The sequence below is a fragment of the Bacillus sp. RB3 genome, from assembly GCF_030164735.1.
Classification (GTDB): Bacteria; Bacillota; Bacilli; order Bacillales; family Bacillaceae_G; genus Bacillus_A; species Bacillus_A cereus.
This window is the reverse complement of the sequence record NZ_JASNGE010000004.1, coordinates 136,997-154,010: the sequence shown is the minus strand read 5'-3', so window position 1 is coordinate 154,010 and position 17,014 is coordinate 136,997. Positions and strand designations below refer to the sequence as shown.

Here is a 17,014-nt window from a genome sequence, read left to right as displayed (position 1 = left end):
TATTGTTAACTTTTTTAAAAATAAGGTTAAATTCGTTGACAACTTTTTTGAAAAGCACTTTATTGACATGAGTTTTAGAATGTTGTTTCATAGTCATTGTATTGAAAAAAAACGGCTATCATGTCGAAAAGTAAAAGTTAAAAAAAGAAAGAATTTATACATATATCTTGTGTCTTATTTTGAAACGTAATACAATATATAGAGAAATCAAGAACAACATATAGAGAATATAGATTTGAGAGGGAGGGTCGGAAATGTTAGTTGCATATGATTCTATGACAGGAAACGTGAAGCGTTTCATTCACAAATTAAATATGCCGGCCGTTCAAATTGATGAAGATCTAGTAATAGATGAAGACTTTATTCTTATTACGTATACAACAGGTTTTGGCAATGTACCAGAACGTGTTTTAGACTTTTTAGAGCGCAATAATGAAAAATTAAAAGGCGTATCTGCAAGCGGCAATCGTAACTGGGGAGACATGTTCGGTGCAAGTGCTGACAAGATTTCTACTAAATATGAAGTGCCTATTGTATCAAAATTTGAGTTATCTGGAACAAATAACGATGTAGAATACTTTAAGGAAAGGGTGCGGGAGATTGCGACACATTGAACTGAATAATGAAATCACGCAAATGCAGGACGGTTTTTATCAGCTTCATAAAGATAAAGAGGCATTAGAAGTCTTTATGGAAGAAGCTAGAGAGAATACCGTTCCTTTTAATAGCGTGGCAGAGCGAATGGAGTATATGAAAGAACATGATTACTATTACAACGTTCTGGACGAGTATAGCTTGGAGGAAGTAGAGGAAGTATATAACATCGCTTATGGTGAAAACTTCGAGTTCCAATCTTATATGGCAGCATCTAAGTTCTACAAAGATTATGCGTTAAAAACGAATGATCAAAAACAATACTTAGAAAGCTATGAAGATCGTGTAGCAATTGTTTCATTATACTTAGGACGCGGTGATGTTTCGAAAGCAAGACAATTCGCAAGCATGATTGTAAAACAAAACTACCAACCAGCGACACCAACCTTTTTAAATGCGGGAAGAAGCAGAAGAGGAGAAATGGTGTCTTGTTTCTTGTTAGAGATGGATGATAGCTTAAATTCAATTGGCTTTAACATTAATACTGCGATGCAATTATCAAAAATCGGCGGGGGAGTAGCTTTAAACTTATCTAAGCTACGCGCACGTGGTGAGCAAATTAAAGGTATCGACAACGCTGCAAGTGGCGTAGTACCTGTTATGAAATTGCTTGAAGATTCGTTTTCATATGCGAATCAGCTTGGCCAACGAAAAGGTGCCGGTGCAGTATATTTAAACATTTTCCATTGGGATATTATTGAATTCCTTGATACAAAAAAAATAAATGCCGATGAGAAGAGCCGTATTCAGTCTCTATCAATCGGAATTATCGTTCCAAGTAAGTTCTTTGAGCTTGCTGAGAAAAACGAACCTTTCCATGTTTTCGCGCCTTATACGGTTTATAAAGAATATGGCAAGCATTTAGATGATATTGACATTGATGAAATGTACGATGAATTAATGAGCAATCCGAAAGTGAAGAAGAAGCCACTAGATATTAGTGCACGTGATATGCTTATTAAAATCGCTATGATTCAGCTTGAGTCTGGTTACCCATACTTAATGTTTAAATCAAATGCAAATAATCAACATCCATTGAAGGATATTGGAACTGTGAAGATGTCGAACTTATGTACAGAAATCTTCCAGCTTCAAGAAACTTCAGAAATAAATGATTACGGTACAGATGACATTATCCGTCGTGATATTAACTGTAACTTAGGATCGTTAAATATCGTAAACGTAATGGAAAATAAAGAAATTCGTGAAGCAGTTCATGCGGGAATGGAAGCTTTAACAGCTGTTTCTGATATGACGATTATTCCGAATGCACCAACTGTGAAAAAAGCAAATGACGAGCTTCATTCAGTTGGACTTGGAGCAATGAACTTACACGGATATTTAGCAAAAAATAAAATCGCTTATGAAAGTGCAGAAGCGAAAGAATTCGCTCGTACATTCTTTATGATGTTAAATTACTATTCTATTGAGAAAAGTATGGAAATCGCTACAGAAAAAGGCGAGACATTTAAAGACTTCGATAAATCTGATTATGCGAATGGCACATACTTCGAAAAGTATGAAACGACAGATTACAGTCCAGTAACTGAAAAAGTTCAGCAACTATTTGAAGGAATTCATATTCCGACAAAAGAAGATTGGACAAGTTTAAAAGAGCAAGTACAGAAGAATGGTTTATATAACTCATATCGTCTTGCCATTGCTCCAACACAATCAATCAGTTACGTTCAAAATGCAACTTCAAGCGTAATGCCGATCGTAAGTCAAATCGAATCAAGAACATATGCGAACGCGACAACATATTATCCAATGCCGTATTTATCAAAAGATACGTTCTGGTACTATAAATCTTCTTACGATATGAATCAGTTTAAATTAATTGATTTAATCGCAGAAATTCAAGAACATATTGACCAAGGAATTAGTACAATTCTTTACGTTAATAGTGATATTTCAACACGTGAATTAGCACGTTACTACATCTATGCACATAAAAAAGGCTTAAAGAGTCTGTATTATACGAGAACACGTAAATTAAGCGTGGAAGAGTGTGTGGCTTGTACCGTTTAATATAAAAAGTGAGACATGATGAGCAGGGTTTTCTGAACCCTGCTCATGCTTAGTTATCATATTTAGAGAAGGGGCGATTTAATGCGTGCGGTAAACTGGAACAAAAAAGAAGATGATTTTAGTTTAATGTTTTGGAAGCAAAACATCGCTCAGTTTTGGACAGAAGAAGAAATTGCGGTTTCGTCTGACAAAAATACTTGGGTGCAATTATCGAAAGAAGAGCAAATTGCTTATAAGCGTGTATTAGGTGGTTTAACACTTTTAGATACGAAACAAGGTGGCGAAGGAATGCCACTTGTACTTGTTCATCTTGAAAATTTACAAGCGAAAAGTGTATTAGCTTTCATGGGAGCTATGGAAGAAGTACATGCGAAAAGTTATAGTCACATTTTCACAACACTAGCTACAGAAGAAGAGATTGATGATATTTTTGACTGGGTAGACAATCATCCGTTACTTGAGAAAAAAGCTGGTATTATTACTAGTTACTATCGTCGTTTATTAAAGCCTGAAGTAACAAAAAAAGAGTTATACATGGCAATGGTAGCAAGTGTGTTCTTAGAAAGTTACTTATTCTATAGCGGATTCTTCTATCCACTTTACTTAGCTGGTCAAGGAAAACTAACAGCAAGTGGTGAGATTATCAACTTGATAATTCGTGATGAGTCAATTCACGGCGTATTCGTCGGTATTTTAGCACAACAAATCTTCGCAGAACTTTCTGTAGAAGAGCAACAAGAAGTGCAAAAAGAAACACAAGAGTTATTAATGGAACTATATGAAATTGAAATGGCCTATACAGAAGAAATTTACACTTCTATCGGTCTTGTAGAAGATGTAAATCGTTTCGTTCGTTACAATGCAAATAAAGGGCTTATGAACTTAGGACTTGAGCCGAAGTTTGAAGAAGAAGAAATTAACCCAATCGTTTTAAATGGTTTACGTACAGATACGAAAAACCATGATTTCTTCTCTGTAAAAGGAAATGGTTACGTAAAAGCAACGAACGTTGAAAAGTTAGCTGACGATGACTTCGTGTTTAACTTTTAATATAGGATTATAAGGAAAAGCTGTCTTATTGATTGATAAGACAGCTTTTCTTTATAATTTTGTTTACATAACACTATTATTTTTGTATAGCGATTTATATTTGGGAAGTTCTATTCGGTTAACGGATAGAACTTTTTTGTAATTAAATGGGTATTTACAAACCTTTTGTATCAGTGTATTATTTAACTAGTACACCGATACAAAAGGAGGGAAGAAATGAAAATAGAGTTTTCTCCAAATACACCAATTTACATTCAGGTAATGGAATACATAAAAAAAGAGATCGTAACAGGACATTTATTGCCTGGTGATAAAATTCCCTCTGTCCGTGAATTAGCGAGTGAATTACAAGTGAATCCAAATACGATTCAGCGTACATTTCAAGAGCTAGAACGGGATGGAGTTGTTGTCACACGTAGAGGAATGGGACGGTATGTAACGAATGAAGGGGAGAAAATTATGGAGCTGCGAAAAGAGATGGCGAAAGAATTACTTCATTCTTTTATAGATGGAATGGACAATTTAGGTTTTTCAGAAGAAGAAATTCTTACAATTCTTCGTTCTTCATTACATGATAAGAGGGAGGAGAGCCAATGACAGAGCTATTGAAAATAGAAAACTTATGGAAGAGATACGGATTAAAAGCAGTGATCCGTGAATTAAACATAGAGATTACGGAAGGGAAAATCGTTGGGCTTGTTGGAGATAACGGGAGCGGGAAAACGACGTTATTGAAAATGATTGCAGGCTTGCAACACCCTTCTGAAGGTAGTATTACAATAGACGGTAAAAAGGTAGGATTACAGACGAAAGAAATCGTTTCATTTATGTCTGATAAGCCAGTCTTTGATGATTGGATGACTGTAAAAGATGCTTTATTTTTTTACCGAGATTTTTATAAAGACTTCGATATTCAAAAAGCGGTAGATACGATTGCAGAATTTAAAATACCGTTAGAAGAAAAAATTACAGCATTGTCAAAAGGTATGATAGAGAAGCTGCAAATCATTTTAACATTTTCTCGAAAAGCGAAGCTATACGTACTGGATGAGCCGTTGGGCGGGATAGATCCTCTTTCTAGAGAACATGTATTGGATTTAATTCTACAGTTCTATAGGGAAGATTGTACGATATTAATTTCCACTCACTTAATAAATGAAATTGAAAATATTTTTGATGAAGTGATCTTTTTAAAAGATGGAGAAATGGTTCTATATGAAAATGTAGAAGAAATTCGTTTTCAGAGAGGAAAAGCAGTTCATGAATTGTTTAAGGAGGTGTTTAGTAAGTGAAGTCAGTACTTTCCTATTTATGGAATGTAAATAAGAAAAGATATATTGTTACTTTTTTATTCTTTGTGCTAATTGAAGCTGTGTTATTTTCACAAATGATTGTAAGAAAAAGTGATGCGGCTATCAGTAGACAAGAGGGTATATTTGGAATCATTATGATTATATTTTTCTTTTATATTGTTTATATGTTTATACAAACAATGAAATCATATTCACGCTTACTAACTAATCCAATGTTACGACTTACAGCAATATCTGGGAAACAATATGTAATTTCTATGCTTATTTTCTCATTTATCGCAATGGCTATATGGTATGGGATATGTGGAATTCTTTTCTACGTAAGTTATGTATTAGCTTTTCCTACGACTTCTGTATATGTAGAGGCAAAAGAGATTATGCAAGTAGGCATAATTAATAATTTAATATATACGATAAGCGATTTATTTGAGTTTTTGTTTAGTGTGTTACAAATCATATTAGTAATTACTCTAGTTAAGTTACTTACCAAAAAGAAAAAGGCGCAAAATATACTGATCGTTATTATTTTTCTAGTAATAAATATAGCGATTACTTTAGCGACAACCTTGCTAGGAAAATTAGCTCCAGCTTTCCAAGTATTGCGAAGAGTAGAATATCATAGTGAAAGCAAGAGTCTATTTATTAATATGTTTCAAGAAAATGGATTTAACATTTTTAATATAAGTTTCATGGTAATGGTTAGTGCTCTAATAATATATGTAATTGCTTATATTATCGATAAAAAACTAGAAGTCTAAAGGAGGAATCAGCATTGGGAAACGTAGTAGTAAAGTTAGAGAATGTTCGAAAAAAGATTGGTGGAACGGAAATTATTCGTGGTTTATCATTTGAGGTTCGTGAAGGAGAAGTATACGGTTTCCTTGGACCGAACGGTAGCGGTAAGACGACGACGATCCGTATGATGACAGGTCTTATTTCAATGACAGAGGGCGATATTACAATTTGTGGACATAGTATTCGCTCGGAGCGTGAAAAGGCACTAGAGCAAATTGGAGCGATTGTAGAAAATCCTGAACTATATGATTATATGACAGGAATGCAAAACTTAAAGCATTTTGCGAACATGGCCATTACACCAATTAGTAAAGAGCGCATTGCTGAGATTGTCAAGCTTGTTGAATTAGAGCATGCGATTCATAAAAAGGTGAAAACATATTCACTTGGTATGAAACAACGTTTAGGAATTGCACAGGCATTACTTCATCAGCCGAAAATCTTAATTTTAGATGAGCCGACAAATGGATTAGATCCAGCTGGTATTCGCCAAATTCGTGATTATTTACAACGTTTAGCGAAAGAAGAGAATATTGCTGTAATCGTATCAAGTCACTTATTGAGTGAAATTGAATTAATGTGTGATCGCGTCGTTATTATTAAACAAGGTGAGTTTGTACAAGAGTACAACTTACATGAAAAAGTGAAACATGATGAGGCAGCCGTTGTAGCGTTTGAAGTAGATGAAGTTCAGAAAGCAAATGAAATCATTAAAGGTAAAGCAAAAGGGAATGTAATTGTAGCATCTGTAACAAAAGACAACATTCCGCAACTTGTAAAAAAACTTGTTCATGCTGATGTGCTTGTATATGGGGTTACTGTTCAAAATAAAACTTTAGAGGATGAGTTCTTAGCGATTACTGGGGGAGTGAAAGCGTAATGTTTAAATTAATTCAAAATGAATTTTTAAAGTTGCATGCGAAAAAAGGTATGTATATTTTAATTGGTGTCATTGCGGCACTCGAAATTTTAGGTACTTTAGCAATGTTGAAGTGGGGAAAAGGTGATGAGTTTAAGGGGTCATATTTAGATTATGCAAACTCAGAGATTGGCTTAATTGTTTTATTTACAACGATTTTTGGGATTACACTTGCTGCCCGTACTCTTACTGATGAGTTCCAAAAAGGTACAATTAAACAATTGTTAATCCGTCCAAGAAAAAGACTTGCAGTTTTATTTTCTAAATATATTACAGTGTTATTAGCAATGTTATTTATCGTATTAGCTGGTATGCTAATTGCAATGATTATTGGCGGTATTGTAATGGATGGTAGTAAAACAGAATTAACGTTAGGAATCGTAATGAAGTCAACTTTATATCAACTACTTTCACCGTTCTTTTTTGCAACACTTGCATTTTTCCTAGCAAATGTCTTTAGAAAATCTGTATTACCATTAATTATTACGATGTTCCTATTCTTCTTACAAGGTGCAATTAATATGGTATTAATAATGTTTGCAAAAGGTGTAGCGAAGTTTGTAGTATTCAACCATTTGGATTTAAGAGCTTACGATAGTAATAAATTAATCAATGGTGGAATGGAACCAACATTTACAGAATTTACGTTTACAACTTCATTATTACTTGTAGTTGCATACTTTGTTGTGTTACTTGTAGCATCAAGTGCATTATTCCAAAAACGTGACGTATTATAATAAAAGAAATCCCCGCTTGTAAAAACGGGGATTTTTATTACATAAAATTCACTTAGATTGCAACAAGTATGCAATTTTTCGGTGGAGAAGAAAGTGGTACAATCTCAATTACTGAATTACAAGCGCAAAGTAATTTATGGATTGGTATCGGTCTTACAGTTGTTGGATTACTTTGGTTAATTCCTTATGTTTGGAAACAATGGCGTACAGTAAAAGAAGTTGGCGTGCCACGAGTACGTTTTATAAATGAGCAAAAAGTAGTGAGTTCATCACAAGAAAATGAAGTGTATAGTCAAGTGATCGTAACCGATAGATTGATGGCCATAGAGTTACCAGATGAGGCTGTAAATAAGCTTCGGTTAGAAGAAAATGATTATGTAACAGTATCTGTAGAAGAAGATAAAATTGTTATAAAGAAAGCACATAATAGATAATTAAAAAGTAGCTCCTTAAGAGCTACTTTTTAATTTGTAATAATTTCCACGCGGAAATTATTACCGTTCTTTACATATTTAATATCTGTAACAGTACGGACCGTCTTTAAAATCTCCACTTTTTCACCAATTCGCGGGATGGTCGGAACATTGTCCCAAATACCAAGCAAGTCATCTAATTGTGCCGTTTTTTCATAAAACCAGATTTTCAATGTAAAGCCCCTTTCTCGAACTTTATGTATTTTAATACATAATATATTATTTTTATTCTTATTGTAAGGGGTTTTTTTATATTTTATGAATAAAAATAAATTAATCTTCTGGGAAGATATGTTCAATATCAGGAGTAAGAGATACTTCTGATAATACGATATGAGAAACGGTCGTTGCATATGAAGAAACATCATTGATAAATTCTTCCAGTTCGACGAGTGAAGGAACAGAAATTTTTACAATGTAGCATAAGCTTCCTGTTACTCGGTAACAAAAACTTGCAGATGGATAAGACTGAATAAACTGTTGCATACGTGTTGTATCACCATTTTTTAAAGTGATTTCTAAAATACAATCTAAAACGAGTCCTGCCTTTTTATAATCAATATCGATTGTGTATTTTTGAATAACCCCTTCGCTTTCGAGCTTACGAACACGTTCTGAAGTAGACGGAGCAGATAAGTTTACTCGTTTCGCCAATTCACGCATCGAAAGGCGACTATCATTATATAATTCATTTAAAATTTTTCGATCAACACGGTCTAATTGCATTTGTAAATATACCTCCAGTAAAATAATGATTTTTGTAAAGGGAAAATATAAATTAAGATTCATATGAAATGTAAAGTGAACGTTATTTATTTTACAATAAAACAGAAGGGAATAGGAGGGGAAATGATGGAGAGAATTTCATTATCAAATGTAGGAGATACAAAGTTTCAAAAGTTATTAGGGCATAATTCGGATATATTACATTCGTGGAGTACGTTAGAAGATACACTGTACAATAAAGGAACTCTTTCAGCAGAGTTGAAGGAGCAAGTGAGAAGAACATTAGCGTATGGGAATGAATGTCCGTACTGTATGGCAAAAGGAAGACCTGATGATGTGCAAAAGGCAGAGGAGATTGGTGTAGCCGTTACTTTTGCGCATACATTTGTTCATGACCGAAAAGCAATAGATGATACTATGTTTCACGTATTAAAACAATATTGGACAGAAAAAGAAATTGTAGAGCTTTGCGCCTATGTTTGCTTTATTACTGCGTCACAACAACTTGGTTTTCTATTTCGATTACAGCCAAATTAAGGGGGAAATGATGAAAAATCAAATAGCACTTATCATAATCGATGTACAAAAGGCATTTCAATTACCAGATTGGGGCGAGAGAAATAATATTTTTGCTGAAGAAAACATGAGAATTTTATTAGAAGAATGGAGAAAAAGGGAACGACCAGTTTTTCATATTCAACATGTAAATAAAGAAAATGCGCAGTCAATGTTTTATGAGAGAGCGGAAACGGTAAACTTTAAAGAAGAAGTGCAACCACTACTTGGTGAAGTGGTTATTCAGAAATTCGTTAACAGCGCGTTCATTGGGACAAATTTAGAAGAGCAATTAAGAAAGAACAAATGTAATGCAGTAATGGTTGTAGGATTAACGACAAATCACTGTGTGGAAACTACGACACGAATGGCAGGGAATTTAGGATTTACAACATATTTAGTGAGTGATGCAACGGCTACTTTTAACCGTAAAGGTTTAGATGGTAAGGAGTATAGTGCAGAGGATATTCACAATATGACACTTGTAAATTTACATGAAGAGTTTGCTACGATTGTGACGACAAAAGAAGTATTAAAATTATTTTAAGAAAATAATTGCGAATTATGTAGAAAAAAATAAGAATATTTCGTATAATCTAAGTACAATCATTTTGAAAATAGGGGTGGCATCATATGGAGCAAATTTCAGTAAAGAAATTAGAAGAGGTACTTGTTGTAGCAGGGGATGATAAACAAAAGCAAAAGGAATTTTATGAATTGCTCTTATCTACTGAGTTTTATGTTGCTGGTTCACTAGAAGCAGAGGACGGGGCAACAGAAGGAATACTTCGTTTGCGTCATTTCCAAGGAGAAGGTAGATGGATCGTTCCGTTCTTTACACAAATGGAATTTGTAAAAGATGTGTTGCCAGAAGGAACGCCCCTTATTACGATACGTGGGAAAGAGTTATTTGGTAGCATTGAGAAAGATGCTATAGCTGTATTAAATGTTGGCACTGATATAAGTAAAACATTTATTCCAGAAGAAATTGCAGATATCGCATCTGGACGAATTTTTAACTATTATAAATAAAAGGAAAAGCGTAATCGCTTTTCCTTTTTAATTTGAACACGGGGTGGCTACGCCGGAAGAAATAGAGAGTGTTTTATTATGTGTACTTATTGTAGCTGTAGCTCCAAGAGGAATCCCAATGTTTGGACTTATATGTCCAATCGGTAGACCGAACAGGACAGGGATAGCATATGGAGTGAAATACTCATATAATATTGTTTGCAATGATTGAGATGGCTTTGAAGGAGTGCAGTCGTGACAACTTGTGAAAATAACGCCCCTGCATTCATTAAACTTTCCAGATAAAAGTAGCTGATTTAACATACGGTCAATGCGGTACGGTTCTTCACCAATGTCTTCAAGTAATAAAAGTGTATTGTCCGTATTTATCTCGTAGGGCGAGCCAATTATACTTGTTAACACAGCTAAATTTCCTCCAACTAACGTACCTGTAACTGTACTGTGAGAGCTAGGTACGATACATTCTGATGCAGATAAAATGGTTGAATACGGATGGAATAGTTGATTGAAAGAGGATAAAGATAGGGAATCAATACCTTTTCCTAGTTCTTCAATCATCGGACCATGAAATGTTATAAGCTTTGCATAACGTGAAAAAGCATTATGTAAAGCTGTAATATCACTATACCCCCAAAAGATTTTAGGGTTTTGCCGAATGATTTCATATTGAATGTGAGGGAGGAGACGAGCACTTCCGTAACCACCTCGTGCACAGAAAACGGCCTTCACTTCATTATTTGTAAATGCTTCATGTATATCGTCAAGCCGAACTTGATCACTTCCGGCTAAAAATCCATATTTCTCGTAAACACTCTTCCCGATTATTACGGATAACCCCATCTCTTGTAATACATTCACACCTTTTAATACATTTTCGATTGTAGGTGGACCAGATGGTGCAATAATCATTACTGTATCACCTTGTTTTAATGCATTTGGATAAATCATTAAGCTCAGCCTCCTTCTCTTTCAATATATTCGCTTCATATGAAGTTCAACCCTTGCAAAAGCAGGGGAAAGCTTATCAAATAAAGAAGATATAAGGGAAATAGGAGGGAAAATGATGTTTACAAGTCGAGTAACAGACATATTAAAAATTGAGTATCCCGTTGTTCAAGCCGGTATGGCAGGCGCGATTACGACGCCAGAACTTGTTGCAGCAGTAAGTAATAGCGGAGGATTAGGGACGCTTGGAGCGGGCTATATGAGCCCAGAACAAATTCGTGAAGCGATTTATAGAATAAGAGAACTAACAGATAAGCCTTTCAGTGTTAATTTACTTGTAACGAAAGAGATACAAATAGAAGAAGAGAAGGTAAATGAGGCGAAAGTATTACTAAGTGGAGTAAATAGAGAATTAGGTATAGAAGTAGAAGGGACGTTAAAACTTCCAAAAAGCTATAAGGAACAATTACAAGTGTTATTAGATGAAAAAGTACCAGTCGTTAGCTTTGCATTTCAAACGTTAGAAAAAGAAGAAATAAATGATTTAAAAAGAAGTGGAATAAAAGTTATCGGAACAGCTACCCATGTGAAGGAAGCGAAAGTACTTGCCGAGCTAGGAGTAGATATTATTGTCGGGCAAGGAAGCGAAGCCGGAGGGCATAGAGGAACGTTTATTGGGAAAGAACGAGATGCTATGATCGGTACTTTTGCGTTAATACCTCAGTTAGTAGGGGCTATTCCGCATATCCCAATTGTCGCAGCAGGTGGTGTAATGAACGGACAAGGGCTTGTTGCGGCATTGGCACTAGGAGCAGAAGGTGTTCAAATGGGATCGGCCTTTTTAACAAGTGAAGAGAGTATTACGCACGATGTGTATAAAGAAGCGGTTTTACATAGTACAGATACGAGCACAACTGTAACTCGTGCGTTTTCTGGGAAATATGCGCGGGGTATTCGGAATGAATTTATAGAGAGACATGAAGGAAAAGAAGAAGGGCTACCGATGTATCCAGTGCAAAACGTATTAACTTCTAAAATACGCCAAGAGGCAGCGAAGCAAAATAAGGAAGAATATATGTCACTTTGGGCAGGACAGGCAGCATCATTAGCTCGAATCGAATCAGCTCAGCATGTAGTGGAGCGAGTTATGAAAGAAGCAGAGAATGCAATCGAACAATTACAAAATATATACAAAAAGACCACTTGAGTAATTCAAGCGGTCTTTTCATTAGTTTGCTTTATAAAATTGTTGGATGGCTTCGTCGATGTAAACCCAGCCTTTCCAACCTAAGTGCATATGATCTTTTAAGAAGTATTTATCGTATTCATGATTTGAGAAGTCGGCAATTGGATAACCAGCTTTTTCAATTTGCTCATGAACTTTCTTATAGTATGCTTCGCGGCGTTCTTTCGGGAAGCCAGCGTAGTCGTACCAAGGACCTTTTACAGGAACAGAAATGAAGAGTGGTTTTGCACCAGATTGTTTTAATAAATCAAGTACAATTTGTAAATCTTCATATTCTGGCGATTGGTCGTAAGCATCATTTTTTAAGTAACCTTCACGTTGCTTTAATTTTTTCTTAATTTTGCTATTGAAGTAACCATCTTCGATACCATATTCATTAGATCCAGATTCTGCTGCACCTGTTTGATCCGCATGTTTACGAGCTTCTTCCCAGTTCATTTGTTTTAATGAAGGATCGAGCTTCTCTTTGTGCGGTTTAATATTAAACATAGCTGTAAATAAATCTTTACGATCTAAAATGTTACGGTAAATATAAGCGAAAGGTTTAGCAGCAAGTGCTTTTACTTTATACTTCGTATCATCATAAGCGATGCCTTCAAGCGAGATTTTTAATAAAGTTTCTTTTTTTACAATCTCAAAGTTTAATAAACGCTTTGCAATTTGTTTTTTCATTTCAGGTTTTAAATCATTGTTGAAAATGAAGTGGTAACCTTGTTGTTTTGAAAAGTTAGGTGCAAAGTGCGTTTCATCAATACCTTGTGGTACAAACCATTGCGGAGAAAGAACGAATACCATTTTCTTATCTTTCAATTGATCCATTGTAGATGCAAAGTTTAACACATGTACAAGGTCTTGTGTTCCGCCGCGTCCAAGAAGGAATGGTGTGAACCCTTCAGGCTTTACTTTAAAATAATTAGATGGATGGAAAGCATCCATACGTGCGAATTCCGATGAACCGTACATCGGAAGATATTTTGGATCTGCTAACATCTTTTGCTGTAAAATCATACTTTGAATTTTTTCTTCTTTTAAAGAAGTGGCAGCTTGTTCTACTTTTTCATCACTTAAAAGTGGAAGTAGGAAGCGCGTTGGAATAAGTAAGAATACAGCAAAAAGGGCCAATGCTAAAAGCATCGGACCAAATTTTGCTTTGTTCATCGGATTTCTTCCAACTTTTTAATAACCATGTTTGGTGTAGCCCACTCGTCACGGTCAAAATCAGAAATAGAAACTTCAATATCTAAACGCTCTTGGAATTCAACTAATAAAGATACTACAGCAAAAGAATCAAGAATACCTTCTTCAAATAATTGAACATCTAAGTTTTCTTTCACAATATCGTTTTCACATACTTCTTCTAAAATATCTAATACTTGCTCTTTGAATTCTGCCATTTTTAAAATCTCCTTTATATCCGAAATATATTATATGTGCAACTTCTTAATGGAATAAGAAGGGTGCATTAAAAGTATCTGTTAAGGTGTCCAGAGAAGATTAGGAAACCGAAACATACAATGTGGAACGTAATTACAATCGCAAGGATGCGTGTGAATTTATTGTTTGGCCAAAATTTATGCTTCTTGTTTTTTCGTTCGAAAATATCGAATAAAATAAACAGTGCGGCATGATATAGACCATAAATAATATACTGCGCAACAGCGCTTCCTTGGATATGCCAAATTCCCATAATGAAGAAGTTTAAAAATGCACCGATATACGAAATTGTGTAACGGTTCTTAATTAACTTTTTCTTCGTTGCAAAAAATACGAAACGCATGTAGATGAAGTCACGGAACCAGAATGATAAACTCATGTGCCAGCGGTTCCAGAAGTCTTTAATATTACGACTAAGGAATGGCTTATTAAAGTTTTCTGGCGTTTTAATTCCCATCATATAACTTACACCAATTACAAAAGAGCTATAACCAGCAAAATCAAAGAATAGATATAAGCTATAGCTATACATGTAAATCATATTTGAAAAGATTGTATCGTGTTGAGCGAATGCTGGATCCATACAATATTGCTTTATTAAGTAAGCAATAATAAATTTATACAAGAAACCTTGGAAAATACGATTTAGTCCTGTATATAGTAAATTTTGATATTCTTCAGCGCTAGGTGGCTTTTGAATATCTTTTTGGAATCTACGGTAACGATCGATAGGTCCTGTTGAAATCGCAGGGAAAAATAAAACGAATTCCCAGAAGTTAAAGAAAGAAAGCTCTTTAATTAAACCATCACGAACTTCAAATACCATTTGAACTGCTCTGAATGTTACGTAAGATATACCTAGAAAAACAACAAGTTTTAACTCAGGTAGTAACGATGCAAATGGTGCGATTTTTGCCAAAATAAGAGGCAAAATCGATAAAATAACAGCTATGCAAAATGTGAATGTACTATTATTTTGTTTTCTTAAAATTAAATAGCCTTTAATTAGGGCATATTGCCAAATAATAAATGCGGCTAACATCATTGCTTGCTTTGGTTTATCTGAGAAGATAATAGCAAGCATGACTAATGTTAAAACGGCATTATATTTACGCAACATTTTACCTTTTAATCCAGCTATGATAGTAGGTATTAATAAAATGCCCACTATAGCGAAAAAATAAAATGATCCATATGCGGTCATGCTGTAACCTCACTCAATAATTTTTTGCGATCTACCTTTCCATTTGGTGTCATTGGAATAGAAGATTGATACATGAATTTACGTGGAATCATGTAGTTTGGTAATCGCTCATTGAGTTCTTTTTTGATTGCAGATGTTAATTTGAATTCTTTTTCAAACGAATGCTCCCCAGGAACAACAACCGCTAATAAATAATCGTATTTCTCACCTTTTTTAATTGGAACGATAACTGCTCCTTCTACGTAAGAACACGCACGAAGGTGATGCTCAATTTCTTCTAATTCCATTCGATAACCATGCAACTTAATTTGGAAATCAAGACGACCATTATAGAATAGAAGACCATTTTCAACATAGCCAGCATCGCCTGTTTTATAGGCGCGCTCACCGTCAATCATAGTAAATGCTTTTTCTGTTAATTCAGGGCTTCCTAAATATCCAACGCTTACGCTTGGACCGACAATTACGATTTCACCTTTTTCACCATCAGGTGCAATCGTGCCATCTTCTTTCATAATAAGAAGGCGACAGTCTGATTTACAATAGCCAACTGGAAGTGATTTGTATTGATTAAGCACTTCTTCTGTAACGTGAATACCTGTTACAGCGACAGTAGCTTCTGTTGGACCGTAAGTATTCATAATTGTTGCTTTTGGGAAACGCTCAATTAATTTTCTAGCCACTTCATTTGGTAACACTTCACCGCAGAATAAGAATGTTTTCATGTTCGGTAGCATACTTTCAGAGAAGGATGCTTCCATTAAACACATTTCAGCGAAAGAAGGTGTCGAAGTCCATACTTGAATATCCGATTGCTCTAAAGAAGCAAACAAGTCTTTTGGACGCGCAATCATATCTTTATCGATTGCCCAAAGTGTACCACCTGTTACTAATGATGGGTAAATATCCATTACAGATAAATCGAATGAGAAAGGTGCTTGATTTAAGAATACTTGCCCTGTTTGTAAGTTGAAATCTTCTACAGCCCATTTTGTAAAGCTAACAAGGCAGTTATAAGTAATCTGAACCCCTTTCGGATTACCTGTGCTTCCTGATGTGTAAATAATGTAGAAGTTCTCATCACCTTTTACCGCATGTTCAGGATTTGGAGTGTTCCCTTTATGAGTAAAGAAAATATCTTTTAAGTTGTCTTCACTTACGATGCGAACTGGTAAATCAGTTACAGTTACTGCTGTTGCCGATAAAAGTAATTTCGCACCAGAATTTTCAGCAATACGTTGTACACGATCAGCTGGGATAGATAAATCTACAGGAATGTAAGCATGTCCAGCTTTTACACATCCTAAAAAGTTAACAATCATTTCAGGTTGCATATGGCCATACACCATAATTGGTGAACGATCGTCTGGATACTCAGAAGAAATCCAATGTGCCAACGCATCAGAATCTTCCTTTAATTGTTTGTACGTAATTTTCGCATCTCGCCAAACAAAAGCGGTTTGATCAGGCGTTTCTGCAGCCCACTTTTCAATTTGTTCTAATAACTTCATAACGTTCCCACCCTAGAATTCATTGTAAATAAATGTACTTGTGTTTGTATCATGGAATCCATACAACCAAAGTAATGCAAATAAAATTGCAAGATAATAAACCGTCTTTGCAACCCATTGTGTGAGTGGTCGAGACCATATCTCTTTTAATCTTTCCATGTCTTTCCCTCTCTTAATGAAATAATAGCTCTTTGTAGGTATCATGTCCTACATTATTGTGAAAAAAACAAAATCCCACATTTTAGGTAAAAATAAGTCAAAAGGCTCTTTTTTGATATTAGCACTAAATACTAAAAAAGAAAATCCCTAACTTAGCAATTATATTACATTCAGCATGAATTTGTAATGGGTTTGACATGTAAATAGAAAGTGGATTGTGTGAATACATA

The 17,014-nt window shown here is 34.9% G+C and carries 20 protein-coding genes and 1 pseudogene; 13 read left to right on the top strand and 8 right to left on the bottom strand.

The window, feature by feature from the left end; translation table 11 throughout:
* Positions 1–254: 254 nt before the first annotated feature.
* The 9 genes and pseudogenes from nrdI to QO049_RS08275 all read left to right on the top strand — a co-directional run.
* Entirely contained in the window at positions 255–614 is a 360-nt protein-coding gene (gene nrdI, locus QO049_RS08315; RefSeq protein ID WP_000959447.1) for a class Ib ribonucleoside-diphosphate reductase assembly flavoprotein NrdI, read from the top strand.
* A complete protein-coding gene (gene nrdE, locus QO049_RS08310; protein ID WP_001215839.1) occupies positions 601–2,685 on the top strand; it encodes a class 1b ribonucleoside-diphosphate reductase subunit alpha in 2,085 nt (694 codons plus the stop codon). The genes nrdI and nrdE overlap by 14 nt, the downstream gene beginning before the upstream one ends.
* A gap of 81 nt (positions 2,686–2,766) precedes the next feature.
* Positions 2,767–3,735, top strand: a complete 969-nt coding sequence (gene nrdF / locus QO049_RS08305) for a class 1b ribonucleoside-diphosphate reductase subunit beta (protein ID WP_001203031.1) — start codon at positions 2,767–2,769, stop codon at positions 3,733–3,735.
* A gap of 216 nt (positions 3,736–3,951) precedes the next feature.
* Positions 3,952–4,332: a GntR family transcriptional regulator gene (locus QO049_RS08300; protein WP_000687512.1), complete on the top strand. Its 381-nt coding sequence runs from the start codon at positions 3,952–3,954 to the stop codon at positions 4,330–4,332.
* Positions 4,329–5,027 (top strand): ABC transporter ATP-binding protein, encoded by a 699-nt coding sequence (locus tag QO049_RS08295; RefSeq protein ID WP_000137747.1) that lies wholly within the window; start codon positions 4,329–4,331, stop codon positions 5,025–5,027. Before QO049_RS08300 ends, QO049_RS08295 begins: the two co-directional genes overlap by 4 nt.
* Positions 5,024–5,806 carry a hypothetical protein gene (locus QO049_RS08290; RefSeq protein ID WP_000843921.1) on the top strand — a complete coding sequence of 261 codons (783 nt, stop codon included), beginning with the start codon at positions 5,024–5,026 and terminating at the stop codon, positions 5,804–5,806. The genes QO049_RS08295 and QO049_RS08290 overlap by 4 nt, the downstream gene beginning before the upstream one ends.
* A gap of 14 nt (positions 5,807–5,820) precedes the next feature.
* Positions 5,821–6,723 carry an ABC transporter ATP-binding protein gene (locus QO049_RS08285; protein ID WP_048568825.1) on the top strand — a complete coding sequence of 301 codons (903 nt, stop codon included), beginning with the start codon at positions 5,821–5,823 and terminating at the stop codon, positions 6,721–6,723.
* The gene (locus QO049_RS08280; protein WP_000475428.1) at positions 6,723–7,499 is read left to right on the top strand and encodes an ABC transporter permease; all 777 of its coding nucleotides are present in this window, start codon (positions 6,723–6,725) and stop codon (positions 7,497–7,499) included. The genes QO049_RS08285 and QO049_RS08280 overlap by 1 nt, the downstream gene beginning before the upstream one ends.
* Before the next feature lie 56 nt (positions 7,500–7,555).
* Positions 7,556–7,933 (top strand): annotated as a pseudogene (locus QO049_RS08275) (AbrB/MazE/SpoVT family DNA-binding domain-containing protein); the annotation flags it as partial.
* A gap of 29 nt (positions 7,934–7,962) precedes the next feature.
* On the opposite strand, the gene QO049_RS08270 reads toward QO049_RS08275, so the two are convergent.
* Positions 7,963–8,145, bottom strand: a complete 183-nt coding sequence (locus tag QO049_RS08270) for a DUF3913 family protein (protein ID WP_000707107.1) — start codon at positions 8,143–8,145, stop codon at positions 7,963–7,965.
* Positions 8,146–8,245: 100 nt separating this feature from the next.
* A complete protein-coding gene (locus QO049_RS08265) occupies positions 8,246–8,698 on the bottom strand; it encodes an Lrp/AsnC family transcriptional regulator (protein WP_001175505.1) in 453 nt (150 codons plus the stop codon).
* 123 nt (positions 8,699–8,821) lie between these two features.
* Between QO049_RS08265 and QO049_RS08260 the strand changes: the two genes are divergently transcribed.
* From QO049_RS08260 to QO049_RS08250, 3 genes are all read left to right on the top strand, one after another.
* Complete coding sequence (locus tag QO049_RS08260; RefSeq protein WP_284489252.1) at positions 8,822–9,235, top strand: carboxymuconolactone decarboxylase family protein; 414 nt, start codon at positions 8,822–8,824, stop codon at positions 9,233–9,235.
* Positions 9,236–9,245: 10 nt separating this feature from the next.
* Positions 9,246–9,800, top strand: a complete 555-nt coding sequence (locus QO049_RS08255; protein WP_000795748.1) for a cysteine hydrolase family protein — start codon at positions 9,246–9,248, stop codon at positions 9,798–9,800.
* 86 nt (positions 9,801–9,886) lie between these two features.
* The gene (locus tag QO049_RS08250; RefSeq protein WP_000435264.1) at positions 9,887–10,285 is read left to right on the top strand and encodes an SseB family protein; all 399 of its coding nucleotides are present in this window, start codon (positions 9,887–9,889) and stop codon (positions 10,283–10,285) included.
* A gap of 27 nt (positions 10,286–10,312) precedes the next feature.
* Here the strand turns inward: QO049_RS08250 and QO049_RS08245 are convergent, their stop codons facing one another.
* Positions 10,313–11,233, bottom strand: a complete 921-nt coding sequence (locus tag QO049_RS08245; protein WP_000640067.1) for a S66 peptidase family protein — start codon at positions 11,231–11,233, stop codon at positions 10,313–10,315.
* A 115-nt stretch (positions 11,234–11,348) separates the two neighbouring features.
* Between QO049_RS08245 and QO049_RS08240 the strand changes: the two genes are divergently transcribed.
* Positions 11,349–12,437: an NAD(P)H-dependent flavin oxidoreductase gene (locus tag QO049_RS08240; protein ID WP_000495286.1), complete on the top strand. Its 1,089-nt coding sequence runs from the start codon at positions 11,349–11,351 to the stop codon at positions 12,435–12,437.
* A 21-nt stretch (positions 12,438–12,458) separates the two neighbouring features.
* Here the strand turns inward: QO049_RS08240 and dltD are convergent, their stop codons facing one another.
* The 5 genes from dltD to QO049_RS08215 form a co-directional block, all read right to left on the bottom strand.
* On the bottom strand, positions 12,459–13,634 hold the full coding sequence (gene dltD / locus QO049_RS08235) for a D-alanyl-lipoteichoic acid biosynthesis protein DltD (RefSeq protein ID WP_001030268.1): 1,176 nt from the start codon (positions 13,632–13,634) through the stop codon (positions 12,459–12,461).
* The gene (gene dltC, locus QO049_RS08230) at positions 13,631–13,870 is read right to left on the bottom strand and encodes a D-alanine--poly(phosphoribitol) ligase subunit DltC (protein WP_000807310.1); all 240 of its coding nucleotides are present in this window, start codon (positions 13,868–13,870) and stop codon (positions 13,631–13,633) included. The genes dltD and dltC overlap by 4 nt, the downstream gene beginning before the upstream one ends.
* Positions 13,871–13,938: 68 nt before the next feature.
* The gene (gene dltB, locus QO049_RS08225; RefSeq protein ID WP_000127953.1) at positions 13,939–15,114 is read right to left on the bottom strand and encodes a D-alanyl-lipoteichoic acid biosynthesis protein DltB; all 1,176 of its coding nucleotides are present in this window, start codon (positions 15,112–15,114) and stop codon (positions 13,939–13,941) included.
* Entirely contained in the window at positions 15,111–16,625 is a 1,515-nt protein-coding gene (gene dltA, locus QO049_RS08220) for a D-alanine--poly(phosphoribitol) ligase subunit DltA (protein ID WP_000770512.1), read from the bottom strand. The genes dltB and dltA overlap by 4 nt, the downstream gene beginning before the upstream one ends.
* Positions 16,626–16,637: 12 nt before the next feature.
* Complete coding sequence (locus QO049_RS08215; protein WP_000440293.1) at positions 16,638–16,784, bottom strand: teichoic acid D-Ala incorporation-associated protein DltX; 147 nt, start codon at positions 16,782–16,784, stop codon at positions 16,638–16,640.
* Between the last annotated feature and the right edge of the window lie 230 nt (positions 16,785–17,014).